Here is a 26,029-nt window from a genome sequence, read left to right as displayed (position 1 = left end):
TTTTATAAGTCTAATATTCAAACCTTTCGCTTTGTGTGGTAAACTGAAGCGAGACTTGGGTCACGTTAATCTTGTTTACAATGAGTGTCTATCGACCTTAGTTTTAGTCCAAGTTTATTTATGCTATTGGATTCGCATTAGTCTAATTTGTGAACTATATGTTTGTGTGCAGGATGCACTTTTCTAATACAGACAGAGGTTTATATGACAGCGAATTATGGCGTTAAACGCCGATTAGCGATTCTTGCCGCTGCTTTTATCGGCGCGACAAGTAGCAGTATCGCAGCAGAAAAACCGAACATTCTGGTTATCTGGGGTGATGATATTGGACAGTCGAATATCAGCGCCTATACGTTCGGCCTCATGGGCTACAAAACCCCAAACATAGATAGAATCGCAAAAGAAGGCATGATGTTCACCGACTATTATGGTGAGCAATCTTGTACCGCGGGCCGTTCCACCTTTATTACTGGTCAAACAGTACTGCGAACGGGCTTGAGTAAGGTAGGCCTTCCAGGTGCGGATCTGGGCTTACAAGCAGAAGATGCGACAATTGCAGAAATGCTCAAACCACTCGGCTACATGACGGGGCAGTTCGGTAAAAATCACTTAGGCGATAAAGATGAACACCTTCCAACTAACCACGGCTTCGACGAATTTTTTGGCAACCTCTATCACTTGAACGCCGAGGAAGAACCAGAGAATGTGGATTATCCGAAAGATCCCGAGTTTCGTAAGAAATTTGGTCCTCGAGGTGTGATCAAGTCTTTTGCTGATGGCAAGATTGAAGATACCGGTCCGTTAACGCGTAAGCGTATGGAAACGGTAGATGAAGAAACGTTAGACGCGGCGCTTGATTTTATGGATCGTGCGGTGAAAGCAGACAAGCCGTTTTTCGTCTGGTGGAACGCAACTCGCATGCACTTCCGTACTCACGTCAAAGAAGGCAATCTAGGTAAAACGGGCATCAGCTTCTATGCCGACGGTATGGTTGAGCACGATAACCACGTGGGTCAGCTTTTGAAGAAAGTGGATGACCTAGGCATTCAAGACAACACCATTGTATTTTACTCCACCGATAACGGCCCACACATGAACTCGTGGCCAGATGCAGGTACAACCCCATTCCGTGGTGAGAAAAACACCAACTGGGAAGGGGCATTCCGCGTTCCAGCAATGGTTCGCTGGCCGGGTAAAATTGAACCGGGAAGTGTTTCTAATGAGATCATGCACCATATGGACTGGATGCCAACGTTCTTGGCAGCCGCAGGTGATGATCAAATCAAAGAGAAGCTCCTGAAAGGTTATACAGCGGGTGACAAGACATTCAAAAACCACCTTGATGGCTACAACTTTCTGCCTTACCTAACTGGTAAAGAAGATAAAGGGCCGCGTGAAGAAATCTTCTACTTCACAGATGATGGTGATTTGAGTTCACTTCGCTTCCGCAACTGGAAGATCGTATTCCTAGAGCAGCGCGCAAAAGGAACACTACGTATCTGGGCTGAACCGTTTACACCATTACGTGTGCCTAAGATCTTCAACCTACGCATGGACCCATACGAAGTGGCGGACATCACGTCGAATACATACTACGACTGGTTGATTGACCACGCATACATGTTGGTTCCAGCACAGGCTTATGTAGGTAAATTCTTGGCAACGTTCGAAGAATTCCCACCGCGACAAAAAGCAGCAAGTTTCTCACTTGATCAGGTGATGGAGAAGTTGCAGGAAAGTCACAATAAATAAATTGATTGCAAGTAAACGTGGGGCTCTTCGGAGCCTCTTTTTTTTTGCGCCCCGTTTCAGTTTTTCTTAAAACTCATGTAATTGCTTGTCTAAAAAGAAAAAACACTTCTATCTTTGATCAGAGTATAAAAAGAATCACACACAAGGACAGTTATGACTCAGTGGGCATGTTGTAAGCAGGCTCTGATCGGCCTAGCAGCGCTCGTCAGTTTTTCTCTGTTTGCACAAGAAACGCTTTCTTCACAAGAACCTCTTGTTGAGCAGCAAGTCGGGACAGACACACCTAAATCAATCGATTCCTCGAAGCTTACCTATGTTGGTAGTGAAGCGTGTATTGATTGCCACAAGAAAGAAACCGAAGCGTGGCAGGGTTCTCATCACGATATGGCGATGCGTCATGCCGATGCGGAATCTGTACTCGGTGACTTTGATGACCATACATTCACCTTTGAAGGGAAGCCAAATCGCTTCTATCGGAAAGGGGAAGAGTATTGGGTCAATATCCAAGGGCCTGATGGTGAGTGGCATGATTACAAAATCAGCTACACCTTTGCGTGGGAGCCGCTTCAACAATACATGGTGCAATTCGAAGACGGACGCGTGCAGCTAATTCCTTTCGCTTGGGATTCGAGAACCAAGCAAGAAGGCGGACAGCGCTGGTTCCATCTTTATCCCGATACCACCCCAAAAGATGAGTTTTACTGGACGAACACGGGTCAGAATTGGAACTTCATGTGTGCTGATTGCCATTCAACCAATCTAGAAAAAAACTACGATGCAACAGCCAATACGTATTCGACGACATGGTCAGAAATCAATGTCGGTTGCGAAGCATGTCATGGCCCAGCCAGTGAACACGTCGAGCTTGCCAAACAAGCAGAAAAATCTGGGAATACCATAGCCTCAGCGAACCACTATGGTTTTGACCGAGATTTAGGTATGGCAGTAAAAGAGTGGGTCTACGAAGAAGGGCACAGTACGCTCCAACCAAAAGAAATCGCGACGACTCATCAAGTTCAAACCTGTGCGCAGTGCCATAGCCGTCGTACACAGTTAAATGAAAGTGCAGATCACGTCAAAGGCTCGTTCCTAGATAAATACCGCCTCAGCTTGATTACACCAGAGCTCTATTATCACGATGGTCAAATCTACGATGAAGATTACGTTTATGGCTCATTTTTGCAGTCTGCCATGGCAGAGAAAGGGGTAACCTGTACCAACTGCCACGATCCTCATACCGCAGAGTTAAAAATCCCTGAAGAAGCGGTTTGTGCTCAGTGCCATATTGCATCTGACTACATGCCGGAAAATCACACGTTCCACGAGGCAAATACCGAGGCATCCCAATGCACCACTTGTCACATGCCGGAAACGACCTACATGCAAGTTGACCCGCGTCGTGACCACAGCTGGCATGTGCCACGTCCGGATCTAAGCCAACACATCAATACGCCAAACGTCTGTACATCATGCCATGAAGACGAAACCAACCAGTGGGCGGATCAGAAAATAGGCGAGTGGTTCCCGAATTCGAAATACCGTAATCAACAACACTTTGCAGTGGCATTCTACGCCGATTCTATTGGTCATCGCGGCGCGCCTGATGCGTTAGCGTATTCCGCTCAAGACTCACCGTTGAGTGACATTATTCGTGCCTCTGCGTTAGAGCGTATGGGTGGCAATACCGGACAAAACACCCTAGTATCTCTGGCTCGTGCGGTGAAGCATGAAAGCGATATGATCCGTTTGGGTGCCGTTGCTGGTTCTTCTGGTTATGAATTTAGCGATCGTTGGCAAATTCTCGAACCATTACTAACTGACCCAGTATTGTCCGTTCGCGCTGAAGCCGCGGCTGCTTTGGTTCGTCATTATCCAGAAATGAATCCGCTGCAACGCGACAAGATCAAACAGCCGTTGGAAGACTACATGGCAATCCAACGCTTTAATGCTGACCGAGGCTTTGGGCGAACGAACCTAGCGAATGTCTATCGAGATCTTGGCGAAACAGACAAAGCCATTGCGTCTTATCAAAAGGCGATTGAAATAGAACCTTATTTCGAGAACAGCTATGCAAACTTAGCCGATTTGTATCGTGCTCAGGGCGACGACAAAAAAGCATTAGAAACCTTGATGGCAGGGATTGAAGCGCAACCTAAATCGAGTGCTTTGCCTTACAGCGCTGGTTTGGCATGGCTTCGTGTTGGAGATGGCGTTAAGGCAAACCAATATTTGAAACAAGCGGCTGAAACGGCAGGACACAACCCGCAGTATTGGTATGTGTATGGCTTGGCCCTAGAGAAGAGTGACATACTCGCGGCAAGCAAAGCACTGAGCACAGCCTACCAAGTGGGTGGAAATCCGCAGCATTTGTACGCCGAGTGTGAAGCGTTAGCGCGCAACTATAAACAAGGGGCCGTAGCTTTTGCTTTTGAACAATGTGTTAAGCAGCTTGCAGAAGTGGCTCCAGCGGAGGTTGTTCAACAATTACGAGCTACAATTTCAAATTAAAATTGGCGGTAAGTTATTGGCTATAAATGGTTACAAATAAGTTGGGTATTAAGTTTATAACCAATAGTTATAGGGCTTGTGAGTAGGATGTACACAGCAAAAATTACGCATTTTGAGGGCACATTATGAACCACGCACAACAAGCCATTAATGAATTAATCGAACAAACTGAAAAAAGCGTCATTGGACAAAGCCATGTGGTTCAGGCTTTGGTGATAGGGTTACTGACCAATGGTCACGTACTTCTAGAGGGTTTACCGGGGACGGCAAAAACGCGCTCGGTGAAATCGCTTGCCAATCTACTTAATACCAGCTTTGGTCGTATTCAGTTTACCCCCGACTTGTTACCTTCAGACGTTACAGGTACCGAGGTGTACCAAGAACTAGATGGCAAGCCTCAACTCCACTTCCAACCAGGTCCAATCTTTAACAGCATCGTATTGGCGGACGAGGTAAACCGTGCGCCAGCAAAAGTACAAGCTGCACTGCTAGAAGCGATGGCAGAAGGTACGATTACAGTGGGTGATAAGACGCACGTCTTGCCAGAGTTGTTCATGGTGCTTGCGACGCAAAACCCAGTTGAACAAGAGGGCACTTACCCATTGCCAGAAGCGCAGATGGATCGCTTTATCATGAAAGTGACCGTCGACTATCCAGAAGATGAAGCTGAGCGTGACATTATTCGTTTAGTGCGCAGTGAAGAGCTGGGTTCAGAAACCAGTAGTGAATTAGTGACGCCAAAACACATTGAGCCAGAGCTTGTGATTGAAGCGCGATGTCAACTGCCAAATATTACTGTTTCCGATTTGGTCGAGAACTACATCGTTGCGCTTGTGATGGCGACGCGTAAACCAGAGCGCTACGCGGATTCCCAGCTACAAAAATGGATCGAAATCGGCTCAAGCCCTCGCGCATCAATTTCGTTGGACAAATGTGCTCGTGCTTACGCGTGGCTACAAGGGCGTGACTATGTAACGCCTGATGACGTACGTGCGATGGTGCCATCGGTACTTGGACACCGATTCTCACTTTCTTACGATGCACTTGCCGATGGTGTTGATCACCAGCGAGTGGTGCAAGAGCTGCTTGATTGTGTAGAAATCGGATAAGCAGGAGGGACTATGGCAAAGCCAACGCTTACTCCTCAATCCCAAGGGCTCGATCCTCGCTTGTATTGTGATTACGCTCGCTTAGTGCGTTTACAAGCACAAGCCGAATCCTTCAGCCTGCTGCCTCACTTAAAAGCGGGCAGTGTGCTTTCTGGTCGTCATAACTCATTATTTCGCGGACGTGGTTTGAACTTTGAAGAACTGCGTCACTACCAGCTGGGGGACGACATCCGAAACCTAGATTGGAAAGTCACTATGCGCACGGGCAAGCCTCATGTGCGCAGTTACACCGAAGAAAAAGACCGCAATGTGATTGTTTGTGTTGATCAGCGCAGTGCGATGTTTTTTGCCTCTACCGAGGTCATGAAATCTGTAGTCGCTGCTGAAGTCGCGGCTATGTGTGGTTGGCGAGTATTGAAAGACGGTGACCGAGTCGGGTTTGTTATCGCCTCTGACTCTGCTCTATACCACAGCAAAGCTCAGCGTTCCCAAAACGATTTGCTCGCTCAGCTGAAGCGGCTCTCTCAGGCCAACCAGCGCTTAAATGTGGACTCGTTAGATTCAGACAAAGTGACGTTCAGTAAATGGATTGAGCTCATTAAACGGATGAAGCTAAAACAATCCACGCTGATTTTCATCAGTGATTGGCGCGATTGCGAAGAGCACCACCTTGACCACCTTAAGCAACTTCAACAGCACAACGATGTGCTCGCGGTGATGGTAAGCGATCCTCTAGAGCAGTCGCTTCCGCAAGATTTGGCGAAAGTGAAATGGGTGATTGGTGATGGTCGTTACCAACTCAACCTAGACAGTAAAGCCAAAGTCGATGCAGCTAGCGCCAGCTTGGTTGAGAAAGTTCAGTTACAACGTCAATCACTGGCACAACTCATGGCAATCAAAAAGCTGCCTCATATCGAAATCGATACAACAGGTGACCACATTACTCAATTCCAAAAACTCGTTGGAGGCCGGTAAATGACAGACTTACACACGCCTCCAAGCACGTATATTCTGCGTGAGCTACATGATGTCGCGGTGCCAGAAAGCGTCAGCTGGGTGCCACAAACCATTGGTTGGAAGATCCTTGCAATTGTGGGTGCGATTGTACTCATGTATGTCGGCTACCGACTGGCACACCACTGGTGGGATAACCGTTACCGTAAAGAAGCTATTGAAGCGATTTCTCGTTTAACACCAGATGACGCCAGCATGCCGAAAGCGCTGTTCTCGATTCTGAAAATCGTCTTAATCCATCTTGATAGCTCTCATGCTCGCTTGTTTGATACCGCGTTCCTGCGCAAGTTAGATGAGCTTAACCCCAAGCACAAATTGTTTGATGATGAAATATCTAAGCGATGGCTGCAAAGTATCGTTGACCCAAGTGTCGAACTGGAAAAAACAGAGCGTTTACAACTTTTTGAACGTGCAACTGAGTGGGTGAAAGAGCACGATGAGAACGCTCACAACATTGAAAAGCGCACGCTTGCCTACAAAGCGCGTGCATTAAAAGGAGGTCGCCATGGGTGATCTTCTTGCTTCATGGCTTGGCATGAGCAGTTTTGAGTTTGAGCATCCGCTTTGGTTCATCATCTTGCCGCTGCCTTTGGTAGTGTATTTCCTCGTCCCAGCTTACCGCACCAAACAAATGGCCATCAAAGTGCCGTTCTTTAGTCAGCTTGTGGATGCGATTGGTGAAACGCCGTCAGAAGGCGCAAGCCAACTCACTCCGAGCTGGTGGCAGCGCGCAACGCTCATCATCTCTTGGCTTTTGGTCGTGACCGCAATGGCAAAGCCGACAGTACTTGGCGAGCCACAGGTGCGTGAAAGCTTAGGCCGCGATGTTATGGTCGTCGTCGATTTGTCTGGCTCAATGGCAGAGCAAGACTTCACATCCAAAACCGGTGAAAAGATCTCTCGTCTCGATGCAGCCAAAGAAGTATTGAGTGACTTTGCCAAAACGCGCAAAGGCGACCGCTTAGGGTTAATCTTGTTTGGCGATGCGGCATTTGTTCAAACCCCTTTAACGCCCGATCAAAAAGTGTGGTTAGAGTTGCTTAACCAAACGGATGTGGCGATGGCTGGGCAAAGTACTCACTTAGGTGATGCAATTGGCTTGGCGATTAAGGTGTTTGAGCAAAGTGAAAAGTCGCGTACCGACGTAGAAGAGAACAAAGAGAAAGTCGCCATTGTTCTGACAGATGGTAATGATACCGGAAGCTTCGTTGAGCCGATTGATGCGGCGAAAGTCGCGAAAGCCAAAGATGTACGTATCCACGTGATTGCCATGGGTGATCCACAAACCGTGGGTGAAACTGCACTAGATATGAATACGATCAAACGTATTGCCAAAGAATCCGGTGGTGAGGCGTTTGAAGCGCTCAACCGTGACGAACTTGCTAAAGCCTATGATGAGATTGGTAAGTTAGAGCCACAGCTTTATGAAAGTACCACTTACCGTCCCAAGCAAAGCTTGCATCATTACTTAATGGCTTTGGTGGTTGCGATGTATTTAACCGCGTTCTCGTTGGCAACATTTAAGCGTCGTCGACTATCAGTGAACAGTGAAGGTTCTGTACAAGCAGACAACGTAGAAGGAGAGCGCCATGTTTGATTCTCCTTTCTCTAGCATGGGGCTAGAACAGTTTGTCACACAGTTCCATTTCATTCGTCCAATGTGGCTATTGGCGTTCATCCCAATGTTTCTTTTGCTTTGGTTAAGGTGGCGAGAAGAATCCAAGCCAAGTTGGAAAGACATTCTTCCTGAGCATTTACGTAAAGCCTTAACGATTGGCGACTATGGTTGGCGAAAACAACTGCCGCTCAAGTTACTTATGATAATAGTAGCGATTGCCATCATCATCTGTGCTGGACCTTCTTGGGAGCGCCAAGCTTCACCGTTTGGCGAAGACAAAGCCTCCATGCTGGTGGTGTTGGACAACAACGACTCAATGTTGCAAAAAGACCTTCCGCCAAGTCGTTTGGAACGCTCTAAGCAAAAGATCCGTGACCTCTTGGCAGCAAGAAAAGGTGGCAGCACTGGGTTGGTTGTGTATGCGGGTTCTGCTCATGTAGCGATGCCTGTGACGCAAGACAGCAAAGTATTCGAACCGTTTCTAGCGGCGATAACACCAGAAATCATGCCAGTTGAAGGTAAACTTGCTGAAACGGCGTTGCCTTTGATTGACCAACAATTACAAGGCCAACCGGGTTCTACGGTTCTGTTGGTTACGGATGGCGTCAATCCTGCAACCATTACCGCTTACAAAAACTACTTTGCAGACAAGCCTTATCAATTGCTTATCTTGGCTGCGGGTAACTCGGACATTGTTTCTAACAACCCGGTCGATTTGGACTCGTTAAATAATCTTGCCAGCGCGACGGGTGGACGCCTTGTTGAAGTGACGGTAGATAACAGCGACATAGAGAAGCTGAATCGTTTTGTTGAGCGAAACATGCAACTCAATGGCGAATCATCCATGCCTTGGAAAGATATGGGCTATCAACTGCTGTTCCCAATTGTTCTCATCATGATGCTTTGGTTCCGCAAAGGCTGGTTAGTGCAATGGTGTGTGGTTGCGATGGTGTCAACGTCTTTGTTTATGACGCCAAAAGCCATGGCGGAAACCGTCTCGCTCAAAGCGGATAAGCCTGAAGTGGTGCAAGAGGTAACCGTCTGGGATAAAGCGTCTCAATGGTGGTGGGATTTATGGCTCACGCCAAATCAGCAAGGACAGCGTTTGTTCAACAAAAACGAATACCTTGAGGCAGCAAAGCACTTTACGGATCCGTTGCGTAAAGGGACGGCTTATTACTACGCAGGCGAATACAAACTGGCTCATACCGCTTTCTTGGAGATGCAAAACGATCCATCAGATGCAGTAAAAGACTATGGCTTGTACAACGCTGCGAGTGCGTTGGCGCGTCAACGTGAATACTTGGCCGCGCGTAATTTGTTGCAAACACTGGCAGACAAAGACACCTTGAGTGAGCAATTGCGACCAGACGTCGAGCATAACCTAAAAGTCATTGGTGGCATTGTCGAAGAGATAAACCGCACCAGTGAAAGCCAAGCGGGGACAACAGATGGACCCGAAGAGTCGTTTGAACTGGGGGACAACCCACAAACGGCAGATGGGGCAGACGAAAAAACCGCGGCTGAATTAATGCTGAAAGAGAAACTCAATGCGAACGAAATACTTGGCAGCCAGGAACTGGCGGATAAGTGGTTAAAACGCGTAGAGGCCGATCCCAAGTACTTCTTGCGCGCTAAATTCCAAATTCAACTGCGTGAGCCCGTGACAACGGAGCCGAAGACACAACCGCAACGACAACAAGAAGAGGAGCAAGCACAATGATGAATGCATTCAAACTTGGCGCTGACTCCGTGGTTGGGCGTCTAAGCACTATCTTAATGATGTTTACTTTGTTTTTTACTGGCTTGGCGAACGCACAAGATATTCAAGACTTGCAGCGCCCGTCTCTACCTAAAGAAAGTGATGTCGAGTTATTAACATGGGTTGGCAAGCAGGGAACAGGGGTCGATGCGAAGGAAGCACCTAAGTTCAGTGTGAATGAGCAGGTGATCTTGTACATCGAAGTCGCAACGCCTCGTTGGTTCACTGGTGGTACACGCATTGGCAGCGTAGAAATCCCTAACGTGATTGCAAAGCAGCGTAACCAATTAGCAACCAACTATACCGAGCGTAAAGGGGGGGGCAAACGTGGTCTCGTCAGCGCTGGGAAATAACTTTGTATCCACAAGCCTCAGGGCAGTTTGTGGTTCCACCTGTCGCCGTTGGTGTGCAAGTCTCTGCGCCTGATGGTTCGAAAGTTGCTGGTACACTTTATACGCAGCCAATTAAGTTCGAAGCGTCTATGCCTTCTGGTTTGCTCAGTGATGACTCTGCATGGTTTACCGCGACTAAAGTGAGTGTGGATCAGAAATGGACAACGTCTAACGATGAGCTGAAAGTCGGTGATGCAATCACTCGCACCATAACGATCAATGCACAAGACAGTTTGTCAGTGTTGCTTCCAGACTTGTTATCCAATGATTCTACTGCCAGTTATCAAGCATACCCTCAACCAAACCGCTTAGACGATAAGCAAACGCGTGGCGATTACCAATCAAGTCGCATAGAAGAAAGCGTGTATGTGATTCAACAAGGCGGTGAGTTCACCTTGCCTGAACACAAGTTCCAATGGTGGAATAGCAAGAGTAAAGCGCTGGAAACGGTGGTGATTGAGGGTAAGACCTTCAAAGCCAAGCATACATTCAAATCGTTTGTTAGAGCTTATTCCGGTTGGTTGATTGGCAGTGCAGTGACGCTATTTGTTCTCGTTATCGCCGTCTTGAGCATTCACCGCTATTATCGTTCTCGTCCTACGCCGCCATGGTTGGTATTCAGACGAATGGTGAAAGCGAATCGATGGGGTGCTGCTAGAGCAAGCTTGTATAAGCAGCTGAGAAGCAACACGGGTGGCCTTGAAATGAGTAAAGCCAGTAACACTGACGTTTGGCAGAAGCGTTCACAGCGCCTACAAGAGGGGCAGGAGGATGCAAGCTTGATGAATGCGCTTTGGAAAGGGATACAAGCGCTGAAGCCAAAACGCCTTAAGTGGGCGATACCAAAGGCCTTGCCGCAACTTGATGAGCTACGGAGCAGGAACATGCGAAAAAGATAGCCTCTAAAAGCTCCAATCAGTGGCTAGGTACTCTTTGCTAATATTGAGGGTCTTGTATATTTTGTTGCCAATAGTTGATTTAGACCCACTAGAGCTTTAAATCTGCGTGCGCCAACAAATCAAGTCATTGTCAAAGAGCGAAGCACCTTAAGGTTACTTATGTATAGATTTGTATGGAAGAGATAATATGCCAGCGCTAAAATCGACCACCTAAGTACAGACTCTCGAGAATCATATCAAATGAATCAAAAATTTATGCTCCGTGCCTTGGAAGTATCACGGAACGCACTCCCTGCTTGCCAGCCAAATCCACCTGTTGGTTGTGTGTTAGTGAAAGATGGTCAAATCGTATCGGAAGGGCACACACAAGCGATTGGTGGCAATCATGCAGAAGTGGAGGCCCTAAACGCATATAACGGTGATCTAAGTGACGTCACCGCGTACGTAACACTAGAGCCATGTTCATTTGTTGGTCGCACGCCAGCTTGCGCTAAAACCTTAGTGACTTGCGGCATCAAAAAAGTGGTGGTTGCTATGCTCGATCCTGACCCTCGTAACGCCGGTCTTGGTATCGAAATCCTAAAAGAAGGTGGCGTTGAAGTCGAAGTCGGCTTGTGCGGTGAAGAGGCGAGTGCATTCTTGAGCCCTTACCTAGGAAAATCCTGAGCGATTTTCAGAATATTCTTCGTCAATGCGAGGTTAAAACTCGCGAAAACATGCATAGACGCTCAAATCTGGTGTTCTGAGTCGTTAACTATCATGCTGTTAGCTAAAATAAGGTCATGTCCTGTTTTATGTTTGCAAAATGAAGAGCACCGACTTAAACCTTATCCCTATTTTCGTGGCGATTTATGAAGAGCAGAACCTGTCTAAGGCTGCTGCTCGTCTTGATATCAGCCAACCTGCGGTGAGCAAAGCACTCGCTCGTTTGCGTGATATCTATGACGAACCACTGTTTCACCGCAGCACATCGGGTGTCGAGCCGACCAGTTTTGCTATGGATATTTATCCTGCAATGGTCGCAGCGCTGAAAAACTTTACGTCTACTTTATCCGCATCTAGTAGCTTCGATCCTAAAGTGTCTAATCGTATATTTTCGATTGCTTGTGTCTCGGTGGCGAGCTATGAGTTGATGCCTCAACTGCTACGTCAAATCCGCAAGAGCGCACCAAATATTGGGTTGGAAGTGCATCCCTTATTTACTGAAGATTATGAAAGCGATCTTCGTTTGCAAAGGTACGACTTAATCATTGATATGCCACCGCGAGGACGCACCGTTCTCAAGATGGAACCAGTATTTTCTGAGCGTTTGATGGTGGTGTGCAGTGCAGACCATCCTCGCATTCAAGACACCTGTTCTGTCGAGCAATTCTTGGCAGAGGAGCATGTCGTGGTCTCGCGTTGGCATGCACGCAAGAGCCTGATGAGTGAAGAAGATATCGAAGACCTAGCTAAGCGCAACATTGTATATCGTGCGTCTGGCGCGATGGAGATGCTACCTGTTATTGATGGCTCCGAATATATTGGGATGTTACCGCTGTCTACGATAAAGCACTTCTCTAAAACTTATAACATTAAGGCGGTACCACTTCCTTTTAGTGATAAAATTCACGATTTATGTGCGATTTGGCACTCGAGCCGCAACAATGAAAGTGCTCATCAATGGTTGAGAACTCAGCTCAAAAAAGCTGGTAAGGTAATCGAATACTAGGTAGGGAAGAGTATGAAAGCAATACGCGCCATTCTAAACGGTAAGAAGGCCGGAACACCGGAGCTTCGCAGTGAGATCATGCGAATGCGAGAGCAAGGTGTGGATCTGCAAGTTCGGGTCACTTGGGAATCTGCGGATATGGAACGCTTAGTTAAAGAAGCGGTTAATGAAGGCATTAAACGTATTGTTGTCGCGGGTGGTGATGGGACTGTCAATGAAGCCATCACAGCGCTCAACCAGGTAAACTCAAATGCTAGACCTGAGTTGGCCATTATCCCTATGGGGACCGCGAATGATTTCGCGACTGCGACGAAAATCCCCACCACGATTCGAGAGTCTATAGAACTTGCTGTTAATGGTGACGCGGTTGCGGTAGATAGCGTTCAGGCCAATGAGCGCTACTTTATGAATGTTGCAGCAGCAGGTTTTGGAGCAGAAATTACCGCGGAGACCCCCGTAGAGCTAAAGAACTTTCTTGGTGGAGGCGCTTACACGTTAACAGGACTAGTGAAAGCGTTGGGCTTTAAACCTTATGATGGAACGCTGACGATTGAGCAGGGTAGCTTTCAAGGCGAAATTTTAGTCGGTGCGTTTTGCAATAGCCGACTCGCTGGTGGAGGACAAGAGCTTGCACCAAGTGCATTGATCGATGATGGCTTAATGGATATCACCTTAGTACATCCATTCTTGCCCCATGAGCTACCTCAGGTGCTTGAAGAAATTCAGAACCCAACTGAAAAAGGCCAATTTGTGAAGCACACTCAGGCAAGTTGGTTAGAAATTGACTTTCCGAAAGCGCTGCCATTAAACCTTGATGGTGAGCCTTATCGATCCAAGAAGATCCGTTTTGAGGTTCAACCCCAAAGTATACGTTTGGTGCTCCCGCCTCACTGCCCATGCTTAGTAGTGCGTTAAACCCACAAAATGAAAGCCACTAGCCTGGTGGCTTTCAGCTTACTGACAGTAAAGTTAGAGCTTTTGAATAGTATCAACGTCAATTTGTGTTGTTGTCCAGTCGGAGTCTACTTCGCCACGAATCGCAACGCGGTCTTGCGGTGATACGTCTTGCCCCATCCAATCTTCATTGTCGATCTCAACTTGAATTTGGCCTGTATTATCTTTAAACAGATAAGTTTCATTCCCAAGTGATTGAACGATGCTACCTGTTAACAGTACATAACTGTCGTCAGATGCTTTCTGAGCTTCTTTTACTGTGTTGATTGCTGCCGTTTCAGGACCGTTGAAGGCAGCCAATGCAGAGCCAGAAATTAGAGCTAATGCTGTCGTAATAATCAGTTTTTTCATGCTTATGGCTTCCTAATTTAGAAGTAGTATGTAGAGCCTACGTTGATTGATGCTGTGTTTGCGTAGCTATCAAGTTGGTATTTTGCGTTAGCACCGATGGTCAACTGAGGGAAGATCTTGTATTCAGCACCAACAGAGAATACGGCACCAAACTCGTTGTTCTTTTCTGTGCTGTGGAAAAGCGTTTTGCTCATTTCCACATCGTCATTTGAAACCAACTCATGCTCCTCATACTTACCTGCTTTAGATTCGTATTGTGTGTAGCTCAGACCTGCTTTTACTTTGGTGGTCCATTTATCGTTTAATGCGTAGCTAAACACAGGAGCAAGGGTGATTTGTTTTGCTTTGATTGAAGAATCCCATTCCATTTCACGGTGGTAGTCTTTACCATCAATGTTCTCGATGCCTAAGTTTTTTGAACGACTATCGTCCAGTTCAAATTGGCTGTAACCTAGTTCTACTGCCCAAGAGTCGTTGATCGAGTAGCCAACAAAGCCACCATAAATACCGTCTTCCAATTCAGGGTTTAGATTCACACCGTCAGCTTCAAAAGATGTTTCAAAATCGTGGTCGGTGGTGCCGAATCCATACTCTAAACCCACATAAGGTGCTGCTGCTACCGAAAATGAGCTTGCTGCTAGAATCGTCAGGACTGCTTTTTTCATTCTGTTTTTACCTCTTCGTTTTGATGAGAGGTATTGTGTGTGAAGAGTCGTGAAGTGATCGTGAAGAAAAGCCTACCGTTTGGAAATGAATAAAAAAACTCCCCGAGAAGGGGAGCTTTAAAGAAGTGGTAATGGTGTTAGTAGACGGTGCACCATTCGTTTTTCATGTCAATAAGATGCCAATTATCGCGTTGATTGGCTTCATCCATTGCTTTATCTAAGTGACCGACGCTGGATTTTCGGTCGTATTTCCACTCGCGGTCTTCATCGGTGTGATGAACGATCATCGCCATCGAGTTTGGTTGACTGGTTGCCCACTGCATCATCGCGTGGTCACCGTCTGAGTTACCAATCGCGAGAACAGGTTTCTTACCGATGATGTGTTGAATGTTTTCCACTTTCCCGGCTTTGTCATCGATCGTAAGGATTTCACCTAACTTAGTCACGGTTGGTTTACCGTCGTTGTAATCGTACTTGTATTTTAGTGCGCTACCAATGATTTGCTCTGCAGGAATGCCGTAGACCTCTGGTGCCCAAACTCGCATGAAGTCCACGCCGCCACCAGATACTATGTAAGTCTTAAAACCATGCTCTTGCAGGTAGGTCACCATTTCGCGCATTGGTTTGTATGTAAGTTCGGTATAAGCTTTGCCAAAGCGTGGATCTTTCGCGACTTTCAGCCAATCGGCGACTTTTTGCTGATATTCCTCTACCGTCATACCACTATGAGTGACTTTAACGATCTCAAGCAGTGCTTTTTCACCGCCCTTAAAGACGCCTTCAATATCGTCATTTAGTACAGATTTAAACGGTTCTTGCGTCTTCCACTCTGGGTGATCTTTTGCCATGATTTTCACTTCGTCTAGCGCATAGGCCAGCTGGAAGTAGAAAGGCTTCTCTGACCATAATGTACCGTCGTTATCAAATACGGCAATACGGTTTTGCTCAGGGATGAATGTCGATTTTGTTGTATCCAAAGATTGGTCAACGTAGTTCACGATGGCGGTCTTACTCGCTCCATCTTTCCAAGATGGCAGCAAGCTTGGGTCGCAATCTAAAGCCATCGTTGAGAACGATAAACCAGATAAGACTGCAAGGGCACAGATGTGTTTCTTCATATTATTATTTACCTAAGTTTGAATGTATTGTTTGTATACATTTGGGTATAGAGAAGAACAACGTGGATTTAGCCTCTTTCCCTAACCATTTCCCTAACCAAGAGACGTGTTAATTGGTAAGAATGCGCAAAGGGGCAGTAACGTCGCTTCTCATGCGTAATCGTGCTTAATCAGCATCTTTAGCAAGGCGAAGTCCCATGTCCGACATAATTATAGACTGGCTAGCGAAGTCTCGACGGAAATTCTCTGATTCATCAGAATCATAGGCAAAGCTGCCGCCTCGTACGGACTTGTGTGCTAGGCCTGCTTTTTCGTCTTTAGCGTTGTTCGGATTCTCGGTTGGGCCAAAGCGGTAGAAGGTGTCGTCATAAGCATCAATAACGAACTCACCAACGTTGCCTGTCATGTCATACAGACCAAGCTCATTGGGTTGCTTTTGACCAACTGGGTGAGCTTGGTTTTTAGAGTTATCGACGTACCACGCCACATCAGCAATGTTGTTTGAGCCTGCGAAAGTGAAACCTTGGCTCTTGTTACCACCTTTTGCGGCAAACTCCCATTCCGCTTCTGTCGGTAAGCGGTAGTTTTCACCAGTCAGTTCGTTCAACTTCTCAATGAAGTAATTTGCTTGTTGCCAGCTCAAGTTATTAACGGGAATGTTTGCACCTTGGAAGTAACTCATTGAAGAACCCATGACAGATTCGAATAATTCTTGAGTGACCTCGAATTTGGAAATGTAGAAGCCGTCTACCTTTACTTCGCGTGCTGGGGTTTCTGCCTTCTTGGCGGAGTCGCTGTCCGATCCCATGACAAATGAACCGCCTTCAACTAACACCATGTCTTGATCAATGTTGAGCGCGATAGGGTGCGGTGATTGAGTCGCACAACCACTCATTAATACGCTGAATGATAGAATGGAAAGTGCGGTTAACGATTTGCTTTTAAATGATTTCATCAATAGTTTCTCGCCAAAAAAGTCACGATAAATATTAGCAATAAACGCTATGAAAAAAGGTTATAAACGGTATAACAAGCCTCTTGTATTAATGGGATTTATGATTAGGTCATCAAGGTGAGAATGGCAGGCTTATGAGCGTTCTCAGCTGCATTTCATAACGAAAAAGGTGACGTATGCACATTACTCAAGGTCCTCAGTTCAACGGTAAAGCCTCTAAGCGTTTGCATGTCATGGCAAAGCCTATTGGGGCAGCTTGTAACATTGATTGCACTTACTGCTATTACCTCAGCAAACAGGACTTACTTGAGTACAAAAAAGGCTGCACGCCTGTGATGGATGAAGAGACGTTAGAAACCTATATTCGTCAGTACATTGAAGGACAGAACACGCCGGAAATCATCTTCTCTTGGCAGGGTGGTGAACCAACGATGTTGGGCTTGGATTACTTTAAAAAGATTGTTGAGTTTCAATCTAAGTACAAGCCTGAAGGCGTGGTCATTTCAAACGATTTGCAAACCAACGGTACGTTGCTCAACGATGATTGGTGTGCATTTTTAAAAGCAAATAACTTCTTGGTCGGTTTGAGTATCGACGGGCCAGAAATGATGCACAACGCTTACCGAACCAACCGTGCAGGGCGTGGCACGTTTAACCAAGTGATGAAGGCTGTTGAACTGCTGCACAAACACGAAGTGAAGTTCGCAACACTAACTTGTGTAAACAATCTAACCAGCCGCAATCCTCTTGAGGTGTACCGATTCCTGCGTGATGAAGTGCGTTCTCCACAAATGCAGTTTATTCCCATCGTGGAACAAAAAACGTTCCGTACTACAGCTCCTCAAACATGGGAGCCGCAAGAGCAGCTAAAACAAGGCGACAAGCGTCTGATTCCTGGTCACAAAGACTCTGTGGTTGAGCCATGGTGTGTGGCAGACGAGGCGTGGGGTAACTTCCTTATCGCGATTTTTGATGAGTGGATTCAACACGACATTGGCAAAGTGTTTGTGCAGTACTTTGAAGCGAGTGTAGAGACTTGGATGGGGCGCAAAAACCCACTTTGTACACTGGGCGAGATTTGTGGCAAAGGTTTGGCAATGGAACCAAACGGCGATGTTTTCGCTTGTGACCACTACGTTTACCCAGAATACAAGATTGGCAATATCCACCACGAAAAATTAGATACGTTGGCGTATGGTCCTGAGCAGCAAAAGTTTGGCTTTGCCAAGACTCGCTCGCTAACCAAGCAGTGCCAACAGTGTGATTACCAATTCGCTTGCTACGGCGAGTGTCCGAAAAACCGTTTCATTCGCACCAAAGATGGTGAACCAGGGTTAAACTACCTGTGTGCAGGTTGGAAAAAGTTCTTCTCTCATGCTGATAAGGCTATGGCATACATTCTTCGCGCTACGGGGAACCCTGTGGCACATGGCAAATTCAGTGATGCGGTGTTACGCCAACAAGCGGCGAAGCGTCCTGTATTCGAAACCAAATTTTAAGGGGATTGATATGACATTCACAAAAACGTTATTAGCCATCGCTCTGGGCGTCACGGTTAGCCAATCTGTTGCCGCACAGGATGAAACTTTGCTGGCACCGGACCAAGTTTCTTCTACCAGCGTGACAAGCGCTCAAAAAGCAAACTCAGCGCAGATGTCGCCACAGCAAATGGTTGCGAAGTTGTCTTATCAAGCGCAGGACATCAAACAGCCCGTTGAAAAACGTATTGAAGCACTGCATGAGTTGGCGAATTACCCAAGCCAAAACGCGCTGGTAGCGGTTGCACGCAGCCTTCAAGACCAAGACCCTGCGGTTCGTGAAGCTGCGATTGTCGGAGCAGAACCTTACACGATTGAACATCGTTGGCGCATGATTGAGCCACTGTTGAGTGATCCAGAGGCGATGGTTCGTATTACTGCAGCGACCAACTTAGTGCGTGACTTTTCTAATGTGAGCAGCGAGCAACAGCAAATGCTTGAAGCCCCGGTTGCTGAACTGATCAGCTACTTAGAGCACAAGAAAGACGACGGCTCTAAACTGCTGTTAGCAGATGTGTATCGTTGGCACCATGAATGGGATAAAGCAGATAAAATCTATCAAGTTTTAGTGACCACTCAGCCGGAGAATCCACAAATCTGGTTAAGCTTGGCGGACAACTACCGAGCTCAGCGACGCGATGCTGATGCAGTGAAGACGTTGGATTCTGCAATTAAGCTTCATCCTGATAATGCGTCTTTGCATTACTCGAAAGCGCTGACACTAGTGCGTTTGGATGAGAAGAAGAATGCAGCAAAAGAAATCGAAAAAGCGGCCAAGATGGCGAAAGATAACAGCTACTACTGGTATCTCAATGGTGTACTGCAAGAAGACTACAACTTAGACAAATCGGTGAAGTCTTTTGAGCAAGCGTATTTGATTTCTGGTGCGCCGGAACAGCTTTATGCGGTTTGCGATATTTATGTTCGTTACGACAACCCGAAAACCGATGAGTGCTTGGGCGAACTAGAGAAAGTCGCACCAAGCTACGTGATTGAGCAATTGAAAGAGAAGAAAGGACAGAAGAACGCCAAAGCAAGAAGCTAAGGCTATTCTGGCTCTTTCCCTAAGCTTGTGCTGTTACATAACAAACTGAGAACGGCACATTGAGGCGATTGAACTCCTTGATCCAACGCCATTGGTTATCTTGGAGTTTATCGCCCGGACCTTTCACTTCTATCCATTCAAACTTCCCATCTTTAAATGCAATCAAATCCGGCATACCGTTTCGATAGAGTTTTAGGTCGCTTAACTGCACGTTAAACAGTTCGACCAACAGGTCATTAGGGATATGTTCAAGTGCGAGGGATATCAGCTCTTCGTTCATGTATGCCCAACTGACGAAAGGATTACTGATCCCAACTTTATCTCTGTATGTATCAAACAACGCCTGTGTATTCCCTTGTTGAACTTGCTCAAGTGTATTGTCGATAAGCTGCTTTCTTTTATCGGCAAAATCGGCGTGATACAAATCCAATGGTCGATGTTGATAAGCGTTAATGAATGCGCCTTCTATCGGTGCAAAAATCGCATCCCACAAGGTTAAGCCTAACAAGCCGTTGAGTAGGGTATTCTCGGAATAGAAAACGGTCCAACCTAAACTTTCGAAATGTGCTTTTGTTGCTAGCTCCACACGTTGCTGGGAGAGATCCAATTCGATATGGTATTCGCTGCATTTTTGCTTGGTGGCTCTCGGGACTTTCAATCCTTGTTTACGTTTAACGCGTTGTTCAAGCTTTTGTGCCACTTCAAGCTCGGAAACATCTATAGGGTGAGCGAGCATTTCAGTGACAATGTCACTAAACAAATCGTTTTGTTCCAGCTTGTCGTAGATGCGAGCTCGACGTTCTCTGCTTGGGCTGAGTGCCGTTGTCTCAAACAAGGCAATTGCAATCCCAAGTTCGTTTATGCGTTCGTAATCACGGGCAATGTCGTTAATCATGTGCTCACGTTTACGGTCGACGTAGCGATGTTCAACCCGTTCTGGCATCGCTTCGATAAGAATATCGAGGTTATCTTTTTGTTTTCTTTCGCATTGCCAATAAAGGTTGGAGAGCTGGCTGAGCTCAATAAGACGGTCGATTTGCTCTCTGCTCTCGAAAAATCGACGTGCTTTACTTAACTGGTATTGTTCGAATTGGTGTAAGCCTAAATCATCGAGCACGAACTGGCTGAGGTCTTGATGGGTATTAGCAAAAAACAGCGTCAGCAAAACATCAATCATGTGTGCGGAGTTAAGCTTAATCACCGTGAAAGCCAGAGCCTCAAATAGCTCGAAACGCTCTTCACTCAGGCATGCCACTAATGCCTCTTTCTTGAGGGATTTGGGATGCTCAGGGTAGAGCGTGACGATCTCAGGCTTGGTCAGTAGATTTGCTGCTAACTCCTGCGTTGTTAGTTCAGGGGAGAGCGAGACAAAGTAATGAGCTGCCAATTCATCCAAAGCAGACTGGATATTCTCGATTTCTTGATAGTTGAGTTTGTCGCTTCGAAACCAGCAACCTTTACGGCTGTATAGGCGAACAAGAAGACACTGTGCGGGTTTGTTCAAGTTCTCAAACGCGGATAGCCATTGGTGCTCATCTGAGCAAAGTAAGTCGCTGTACCATTCGGTAGCGTGCTGAGTGAGTTTAAAGAAGTTATCGAGATAGTAATCTGGCGCGAGTTCGACGGTGTTTTCCATAACCAACTAACAATAAAAAAGGCTTAACCCATAGGTTAAGCCTTTTTCGAATCAATTTCTGCAGATCTATTAGATAAATAGAACGGGACTGGCGATTAAGCGTTTTTCAGTTGCGCTACTTTCGCTTCAGTCAGCGGTTTAGTGATGAACGCTAGTACGATACACACTGCCATCATTACTGCTGAGATAGTGTAAGCAAGCCCGTAACCGTCACCGTTAGTCATTGAGAAACCAACAACAGCAGCACCGATTGCACCACCGATACCCCATGCTGTGTATAGCACACCGTAGTTAGTGCCGTAGTTCTTCAGGCCGTAGAATTCAGCCGTTAGAGTAGGGAATACTGCTAGAAGCGTACCGTAACCTACTGCTGCAATTGCTGTACCGATGATCAGCGTGAACTCAGTCTTGAACGTTGCGAACAGAACCATGTTGATGCCCTGTAGAACGAACGCTAGAAGAAGAGTACGAACGCCACCGATCTTGTCTGCAAGCATACCTGCTGCTACACGGCCGCCTGAGTTAAACACCGCAAGGATAGACGCTAGGTAAACCGCGTTTGGTAGGTTAGCTTGAACGCTTGCGATAGTTGTGATGTTACCGATGATCATAAGACCAACAGAAGCTGCGAACGCGTACATGATCCATAGAGAGTAGAACTGTGGCGTTTTAAGCATTGCTTTCCAAGTTAGGTCGTCAGACTTCTTCACAACCTTAGGCGCTTGACCTTCTTTTACTTTAGGCTCTGCTGGCGTGTAATCCGCTGGTGGGTTGTTGATTGTTGCTGCTAGAGGAACTGCGATAGCAAGGATACCAACACCAAGAACTAGGAAGCTCGTTTGGATGCCCATGCTGTCGATCAGCGCAGAAGTCACAGGAGCTAGGTAGATAGCTGCAAGACCGAAACCTGCTGCGATGATGCCGTTAACCATACCTTTCTTAGATGCGTGGAACCACTTCATTGCTGAAGGAGAAAGACACGCGTAACCAAAACCGATACCTGCACCAGTGATCACACCGAAAGTGATGTTCAGCATTAGTGGTGAGTTAACAAAACCAGACGCGATCATGCCTAGACCTGTAAGAACAGTACCTAGGATAAGAATCAAACGTGGACCCATACGGTCTTGAAGAATACCTGCAACAAGAAGACAGATAGAGAAAGTAATAGTTGCAGTCGCGTAAGGTGCAGATGCTTCTGCTGCGCTCCAGCCTGACTCAGTCACTAGTGCTTTGTTGAATACACTCCAAGCATACAGGATGCCAAGACAAAGGTTGATACAGAATCCCGCTAACAGGATGCGCATAGCTTTATCAATCTTGCTCATTTTTGTTCTCAGTAATACCTCTTGGCGGATAGCAAAGAGGGGTCGGTTTAAAGATAAGGTTTACTCAAAATAAGTTTGCGTTTTTCAACACATAACGTAATGAGCGCGGATTATAACCAATAAATGTGTGATTGGAATCTCTTTTTACCCCTGTAGCTAAAAAAAATTTGAAACATTAAAAATGATTGTAATGAGGGTGTTTTATATATGACGAAAATGTTGATCTAACGTAAAGAAGCTTTGGTTTGGTAGTGAGATCCTAAGTGAAACAAGGTTGATAGCTCGAACATGGGTGTTTGGCTCACAGTTTAAGCAAAAAGTTTCAAAATGTTTAAGTGTTAATGTTCTGTAACAAAAGTGGCCAAAATAGAGACTGCTTTTTGTAAGTGCAGGATCTAAAGGGTTTATAAATTCGAGAATGTTAACTGCTTGTAATAACTAGATTCAAAGGGGAGGGTTGAACACAAAGTGAGCAAAAAATGTGCTTGTAATTGCTAAATAGATAAGCAAAATAGGGCGCAAAATGAGTTTTCATTAATGAAAGGATGCTTTTCTCTACTTGTAGTGAGGTGACTTATGAAATTGTTCCTATTACTTATGGCTTCTATTTCTGCAGGTGTCGCATCAGCAGATCACATCCATTCATTCATGCTAGGTCTTTCTATTGCATCGCTTGCAGTAGGTAGCTGCTACTTCTTCGCATTCCGTAGTTCGCGTTTCCCACAGCTTGCTTTGTTCTTACTGATCTGTGGCATGTTGTCTAAATTGACGATTACTGTGGTCGGTGTGATGTGGGGTATGTCAGCTGAGCTGATTACGTCTCCTATCGTGTTTGCTTTGTCTTACTTGTTCTTCTCACTAGCCGTGACCTACTTGTGGTTCAGCTATCGTCAAAGCATCACTAAGATTCCAGAGCGCTTTAAAGCTGCTTAATCAGCGTCACTTATAGCCGAATACAAAAACGCCAGCGATCATCGCTGGCGTTTTACTTTCTGTGTTTACAGCGTTACAGTAAGCGGTGGCTCTGGTACTTCCAAGAAGCACGCTATCACTCGGTACAATTCGCCTTCTGCAACGGTGATCTGACCGTCAGACTCAATTGCTAAACGACATGCTTTGACGAACAAAATACGCTGTTTAGGATTAAGTTGTAGTAAAAGTTCTAACGCTGCTCGGCTTAATCTCCAGTCTTGGTTAGCGTCTGGCAACTGAGTTTTCGGTAGGCCTAAAGAGGTGAGCGCACTGTTGAAAGCATATTGTGCTTTGTCTTTTTCTGAGTGACTTACCCAGGCTAACTCTCTCAGGAGCCAATGAACACTCTCCATCAATTGCATCAGTGATTTACTCTGGCGAGTAAAAGCAAATGAGGCAAGTAATTGCTTTTCCAGTAAGTTAATGACACACCATTCTCCAAGTGAGTAGTGATTATCGGTTTGGGATAATTCTCGTAGCACTTGGCATAGTCTGTTCTTTTGACCTTCACTGAGTGCTTTGAGGGCTGGGACTGCAAGCTCTAATAGAGGGAGACGCAGATGCGTTGGCAGTTCGTAATCCAACCACGGTAATAGTTTTGCGTGTGAAACCATAGGAATGTGGCCTTTGATCATCTCACGCTGCACATCACTGCCATCAAAGATCAGCAGCAATGCAATAAAGCGAGAGCTGTAGGGCTCACGTGCAATATCGACTAAGTCTTGTGGTAATTGGCTGATGAGCAGTCTACCTGTTTCACTCAACTCCGAAGAAGTTGGCGTTTCGACTCGAGTCTTAAGAGCTTGAGAGCCAAAATCGGCATCCGACGCAAACCCACTGACTTGTCCAGTTTCAAACGCTGAAGTTTGGCGCTGACTTCCGCGCGAAAAGCTGCCATCCCAACTTGGCTCGATACGGCGAATTCGTTCTTCGAGAGGCGGGTGAGTAGCGAATAAGCCAGTGAAGCCAGACAAACTGCTTTGCCCAAACATCATGTGACTCATTTGGCTACTTGCTTTCGCTTTTAGGCTTGAGCCAGATGCATGACTGCCAATCTTTTTCAAAGCACCTGAAATACCTTGGTCATTACGAGTAAACTGAACCGCACTCGCATCAGCTAAGAATTCGCGTTGACGCGAGATGGCTGCTTTGATCATCGAGCCGAATAAAGTACCAACCCAACCAAGAACTAAACACACGATCGCGATCAGCATGATTACCGCAAAACCTTTTTCTGAATCGGAAGAGCTTCTTGATACGCGACTGGTGTGGTGAGTGTTATCTAACACCAAATGACCGAAATGGGCAATGCAAGTGATGCCGAACAGAACACCAATTAGACGTGTGTTCATGCGCATGTCACCGTTTAAGATGTGGCTGAACTCATGAGCAATCACGCCTTGTAATTCATCGCGTGTGAAGGTGTCTAGTGCGCCTTGCGTGACACCGATTACAGCATCATCAATACTCATCCCTGCGGCAAACGCGTTGATACCTCGTTCTTCCTGCATCACATAAACAGGAGGAACGGGAATCCCTGAAGCAATCGACATTTCCTCCACTACGTTAAGAAATCGCCTGTGTTTGGCATCTATCGTGTTAGAGGAAATCAGCTTGCCACCGATGCTTTCAGCTACGCCTCGGCCGCCGTTCGAAGATAGGTCAGATAGGCGAATCATCGAGCTAATTGCAACGATCAACACGACACCCGCAAAGCACAACAAGACATAGCTAATGGCAGTGTTTTGATCAAATGGCTCACCGGTCACCCCGTAGTAAATACCAATCGATAGGACGCTGACCAAACCCGTGATGACGAATACCGCTAAGGAGAACAGAAACACCAAAAGCCCGGTACGCTGACGTGCGGTATCTTGATGGTCGAAAAAATCCATTAGAACTCAACCTTTGGTGCTTCTTGGATTGCTTCGCTGTCTGCAAACTCCAGCAACTTACCATCTTGGAAGCCAAACATATTGGCAAACAAGACTGGTGGGAAAGTTTGTTTGTAAGTGTTGTAGCTGGTAACAGCATCATTGAAAGCTTGGCGAGCAAAAGCGACTTTATTCTCCGTGCTGGTTAGTTCTTCTTGCAACTGAGTCATGGTTTCGCTGGCTTTCAGTTCTGGGTAAGCTTCAACGACGACGTTTAACTTACCTAGTGCATTTTGTAGCATGCCTTCTGCTTGTGCCAGTTGGCTAATTGCCGCATCGCTGTCTGGCGCGTCACTTGCTGCTTTCAAGCCCGAAATTGCCTGGTTACGCGCTTGGATGACTCGCTCGAAGGTTTCTTTTTCGTGTTCCATGTAACCTTTCGCTGTGCTGACAAGATTTGGGATCAGGTCGTAACGACGTTTTAACTGAACCTCAATCTGAGCAAAGCTGTTTTTAAAGCGATTACGCAGCGTCACTAGTTTGTTGTAAATACTGACCGCAAACACCGCGATAAGCAAAATGATGACGATGAAAACAATAAGTGAAGTCATAGTAAGTTCCATTTTGTGAATGTATTTGGACTTTATATAAGTAGTTGAGATATTAAGCAAATTAGACTTACTTATAATGTGCAATGTTTTGTAATTATGGAACGTATTGCGTATTCAGTACGAGGTATCAAAGAGGGGAAAGGTGGTGACAAGGTCTGTGGAATACAAATTAAAAAGCCCGACAAAACTGCCGAGCTTGTTCGAACTAGATGATTGT

The 26,029-nt window shown here is 46.2% G+C and carries 21 protein-coding genes and 1 pseudogene; 14 read left to right on the top strand and 8 right to left on the bottom strand.

Annotated elements, in window-relative coordinates; genetic code table 11:
- Nucleotides 1–204: 204 nt before the first annotated feature.
- The 11 genes and pseudogenes from B853_RS23920 (at nucleotide 205) to yegS (ending at nucleotide 13,680) form a co-directional block, all read left to right on the top strand.
- Nucleotides 205–1,752 (top strand): arylsulfatase, encoded by a 1,548-nt coding sequence (locus B853_RS23920; RefSeq protein ID WP_038886402.1) that lies wholly within the window; start codon nucleotides 205–207, stop codon nucleotides 1,750–1,752.
- Nucleotides 1,753–1,905: 153 nt separating this feature from the next.
- Nucleotides 1,906–4,260 carry a multiheme c-type cytochrome gene (locus B853_RS23915; RefSeq protein WP_038886401.1) on the top strand — a complete coding sequence of 785 codons (2,355 nt, stop codon included), beginning with the start codon at nucleotides 1,906–1,908 and terminating at the stop codon, nucleotides 4,258–4,260.
- 125 nt (nucleotides 4,261–4,385) lie between these two features.
- Nucleotides 4,386–5,369 (top strand): AAA family ATPase, encoded by a 984-nt coding sequence (locus B853_RS23910; protein ID WP_038886399.1) that lies wholly within the window; start codon nucleotides 4,386–4,388, stop codon nucleotides 5,367–5,369.
- A gap of 12 nt (nucleotides 5,370–5,381) precedes the next feature.
- The gene (locus tag B853_RS23905) at nucleotides 5,382–6,344 is read left to right on the top strand and encodes a DUF58 domain-containing protein (protein ID WP_038886398.1); all 963 of its coding nucleotides are present in this window, start codon (nucleotides 5,382–5,384) and stop codon (nucleotides 6,342–6,344) included.
- Nucleotides 6,345–6,896, top strand: a complete 552-nt coding sequence (locus tag B853_RS23900; RefSeq protein WP_038867922.1) for a DUF4381 domain-containing protein — start codon at nucleotides 6,345–6,347, stop codon at nucleotides 6,894–6,896.
- Nucleotides 6,889–7,980: a vWA domain-containing protein gene (locus B853_RS23895; protein ID WP_038886397.1), complete on the top strand. Its 1,092-nt coding sequence runs from the start codon at nucleotides 6,889–6,891 to the stop codon at nucleotides 7,978–7,980. Before B853_RS23900 ends, B853_RS23895 begins: the two co-directional genes overlap by 8 nt.
- A complete protein-coding gene (locus B853_RS23890; RefSeq protein WP_038886396.1) occupies nucleotides 7,973–9,724 on the top strand; it encodes a vWA domain-containing protein in 1,752 nt (583 codons plus the stop codon). Before B853_RS23895 ends, B853_RS23890 begins: the two co-directional genes overlap by 8 nt.
- Nucleotides 9,721–11,054, top strand: a pseudogene (locus tag B853_RS23885) (BatD family protein). The gene B853_RS23890 and the pseudogene B853_RS23885 overlap by 4 nt, the downstream one beginning before the upstream one ends.
- A 240-nt stretch (nucleotides 11,055–11,294) precedes the next feature.
- Nucleotides 11,295–11,720, top strand: a complete 426-nt coding sequence (locus B853_RS23880) for a bifunctional diaminohydroxyphosphoribosylaminopyrimidine deaminase/5-amino-6-(5-phosphoribosylamino)uracil reductase RibD (protein WP_010452201.1) — start codon at nucleotides 11,295–11,297, stop codon at nucleotides 11,718–11,720.
- A 139-nt stretch (nucleotides 11,721–11,859) separates the two neighbouring features.
- A complete protein-coding gene (locus tag B853_RS23875; protein ID WP_038886393.1) occupies nucleotides 11,860–12,765 on the top strand; it encodes a LysR family transcriptional regulator in 906 nt (301 codons plus the stop codon).
- Between the two features lie 12 nt (nucleotides 12,766–12,777).
- A complete protein-coding gene (gene yegS, locus B853_RS23870) occupies nucleotides 12,778–13,680 on the top strand; it encodes a lipid kinase YegS (RefSeq protein ID WP_038886391.1) in 903 nt (300 codons plus the stop codon).
- Nucleotides 13,681–13,734: 54 nt separating this feature from the next.
- On the opposite strand, the gene B853_RS23865 is transcribed toward yegS, so the two are convergent.
- The 4 genes from B853_RS23865 to B853_RS23850 all read right to left on the bottom strand — a co-directional run bounded on the left by B853_RS23865 (nucleotide 13,735) and on the right by B853_RS23850 (nucleotide 16,808).
- The gene (locus B853_RS23865) at nucleotides 13,735–14,070 is read right to left on the bottom strand and encodes a YgiW/YdeI family stress tolerance OB fold protein (RefSeq protein ID WP_010452195.1); all 336 of its coding nucleotides are present in this window, start codon (nucleotides 14,068–14,070) and stop codon (nucleotides 13,735–13,737) included.
- A 17-nt stretch (nucleotides 14,071–14,087) separates the two neighbouring features.
- Nucleotides 14,088–14,735 (bottom strand): AcfA family outer membrane beta-barrel protein, encoded by a 648-nt coding sequence (locus B853_RS23860; RefSeq protein WP_010452193.1) that lies wholly within the window; start codon nucleotides 14,733–14,735, stop codon nucleotides 14,088–14,090.
- A gap of 137 nt (nucleotides 14,736–14,872) precedes the next feature.
- Nucleotides 14,873–15,853: an HAD family hydrolase gene (locus B853_RS23855; protein ID WP_038886390.1), complete on the bottom strand. Its 981-nt coding sequence runs from the start codon at nucleotides 15,851–15,853 to the stop codon at nucleotides 14,873–14,875.
- Between the two features lie 166 nt (nucleotides 15,854–16,019).
- Nucleotides 16,020–16,808 carry a formylglycine-generating enzyme family protein gene (locus tag B853_RS23850; RefSeq protein ID WP_038886388.1) on the bottom strand — a complete coding sequence of 263 codons (789 nt, stop codon included), beginning with the start codon at nucleotides 16,806–16,808 and terminating at the stop codon, nucleotides 16,020–16,022.
- A gap of 176 nt (nucleotides 16,809–16,984) precedes the next feature.
- On the opposite strand from B853_RS23850, the gene B853_RS23845 reads away from it, so the two are divergent.
- The gene (locus B853_RS23845; RefSeq protein ID WP_038886387.1) at nucleotides 16,985–18,307 is read left to right on the top strand and encodes an anaerobic sulfatase maturase; all 1,323 of its coding nucleotides are present in this window, start codon (nucleotides 16,985–16,987) and stop codon (nucleotides 18,305–18,307) included.
- 10 nt (nucleotides 18,308–18,317) lie between these two features.
- The gene (locus B853_RS23840; RefSeq protein ID WP_038886386.1) at nucleotides 18,318–19,391 is read left to right on the top strand and encodes a HEAT repeat domain-containing protein; all 1,074 of its coding nucleotides are present in this window, start codon (nucleotides 18,318–18,320) and stop codon (nucleotides 19,389–19,391) included.
- Nucleotides 19,392–19,410: 19 nt separating this feature from the next.
- On the opposite strand, the gene B853_RS23835 is transcribed toward B853_RS23840, so the two are convergent.
- On the bottom strand, nucleotides 19,411–21,027 hold the full coding sequence (locus tag B853_RS23835; protein ID WP_038886384.1) for a VRR-NUC domain-containing protein: 1,617 nt from the start codon (nucleotides 21,025–21,027) through the stop codon (nucleotides 19,411–19,413).
- Nucleotides 21,028–21,122: 95 nt separating this feature from the next.
- Nucleotides 21,123–22,355, bottom strand: a complete 1,233-nt coding sequence (locus B853_RS23830; RefSeq protein WP_009704178.1) for an L-lactate MFS transporter — start codon at nucleotides 22,353–22,355, stop codon at nucleotides 21,123–21,125.
- Between the two features lie 576 nt (nucleotides 22,356–22,931).
- Between B853_RS23830 and B853_RS23825 the strand changes: the two genes are divergently transcribed.
- Nucleotides 22,932–23,288: a hypothetical protein gene (locus B853_RS23825; RefSeq protein ID WP_038886383.1), complete on the top strand. Its 357-nt coding sequence runs from the start codon at nucleotides 22,932–22,934 to the stop codon at nucleotides 23,286–23,288.
- 65 nt (nucleotides 23,289–23,353) lie between these two features.
- Here B853_RS23825 and B853_RS23820 read toward each other — a convergent pair whose 3' ends face one another.
- Together B853_RS23820 and B853_RS23815 are read right to left on the bottom strand one after the other, a co-directional pair.
- On the bottom strand, nucleotides 23,354–25,222 hold the full coding sequence (locus tag B853_RS23820; protein ID WP_038886381.1) for a M48 family metallopeptidase: 1,869 nt from the start codon (nucleotides 25,220–25,222) through the stop codon (nucleotides 23,354–23,356).
- Nucleotides 25,222–25,812, bottom strand: coding sequence for a LemA family protein (locus B853_RS23815; RefSeq protein ID WP_038886380.1), 591 nt, complete (start codon nucleotides 25,810–25,812; stop codon nucleotides 25,222–25,224). The genes B853_RS23820 and B853_RS23815 overlap by 1 nt, the downstream gene beginning before the upstream one ends.
- Nucleotides 25,813–26,029 lie beyond the last annotated feature (217 nt).

Origin of the sequence: Vibrio rotiferianus CAIM 577 = LMG 21460 (assembly GCF_002741985.1) — a bacterium.
GTDB lineage: Bacteria > Pseudomonadota > Gammaproteobacteria > Enterobacterales > Vibrionaceae > Vibrio > Vibrio rotiferianus.
This window is presented reverse-complemented; position numbering and strand designations above follow the sequence as displayed.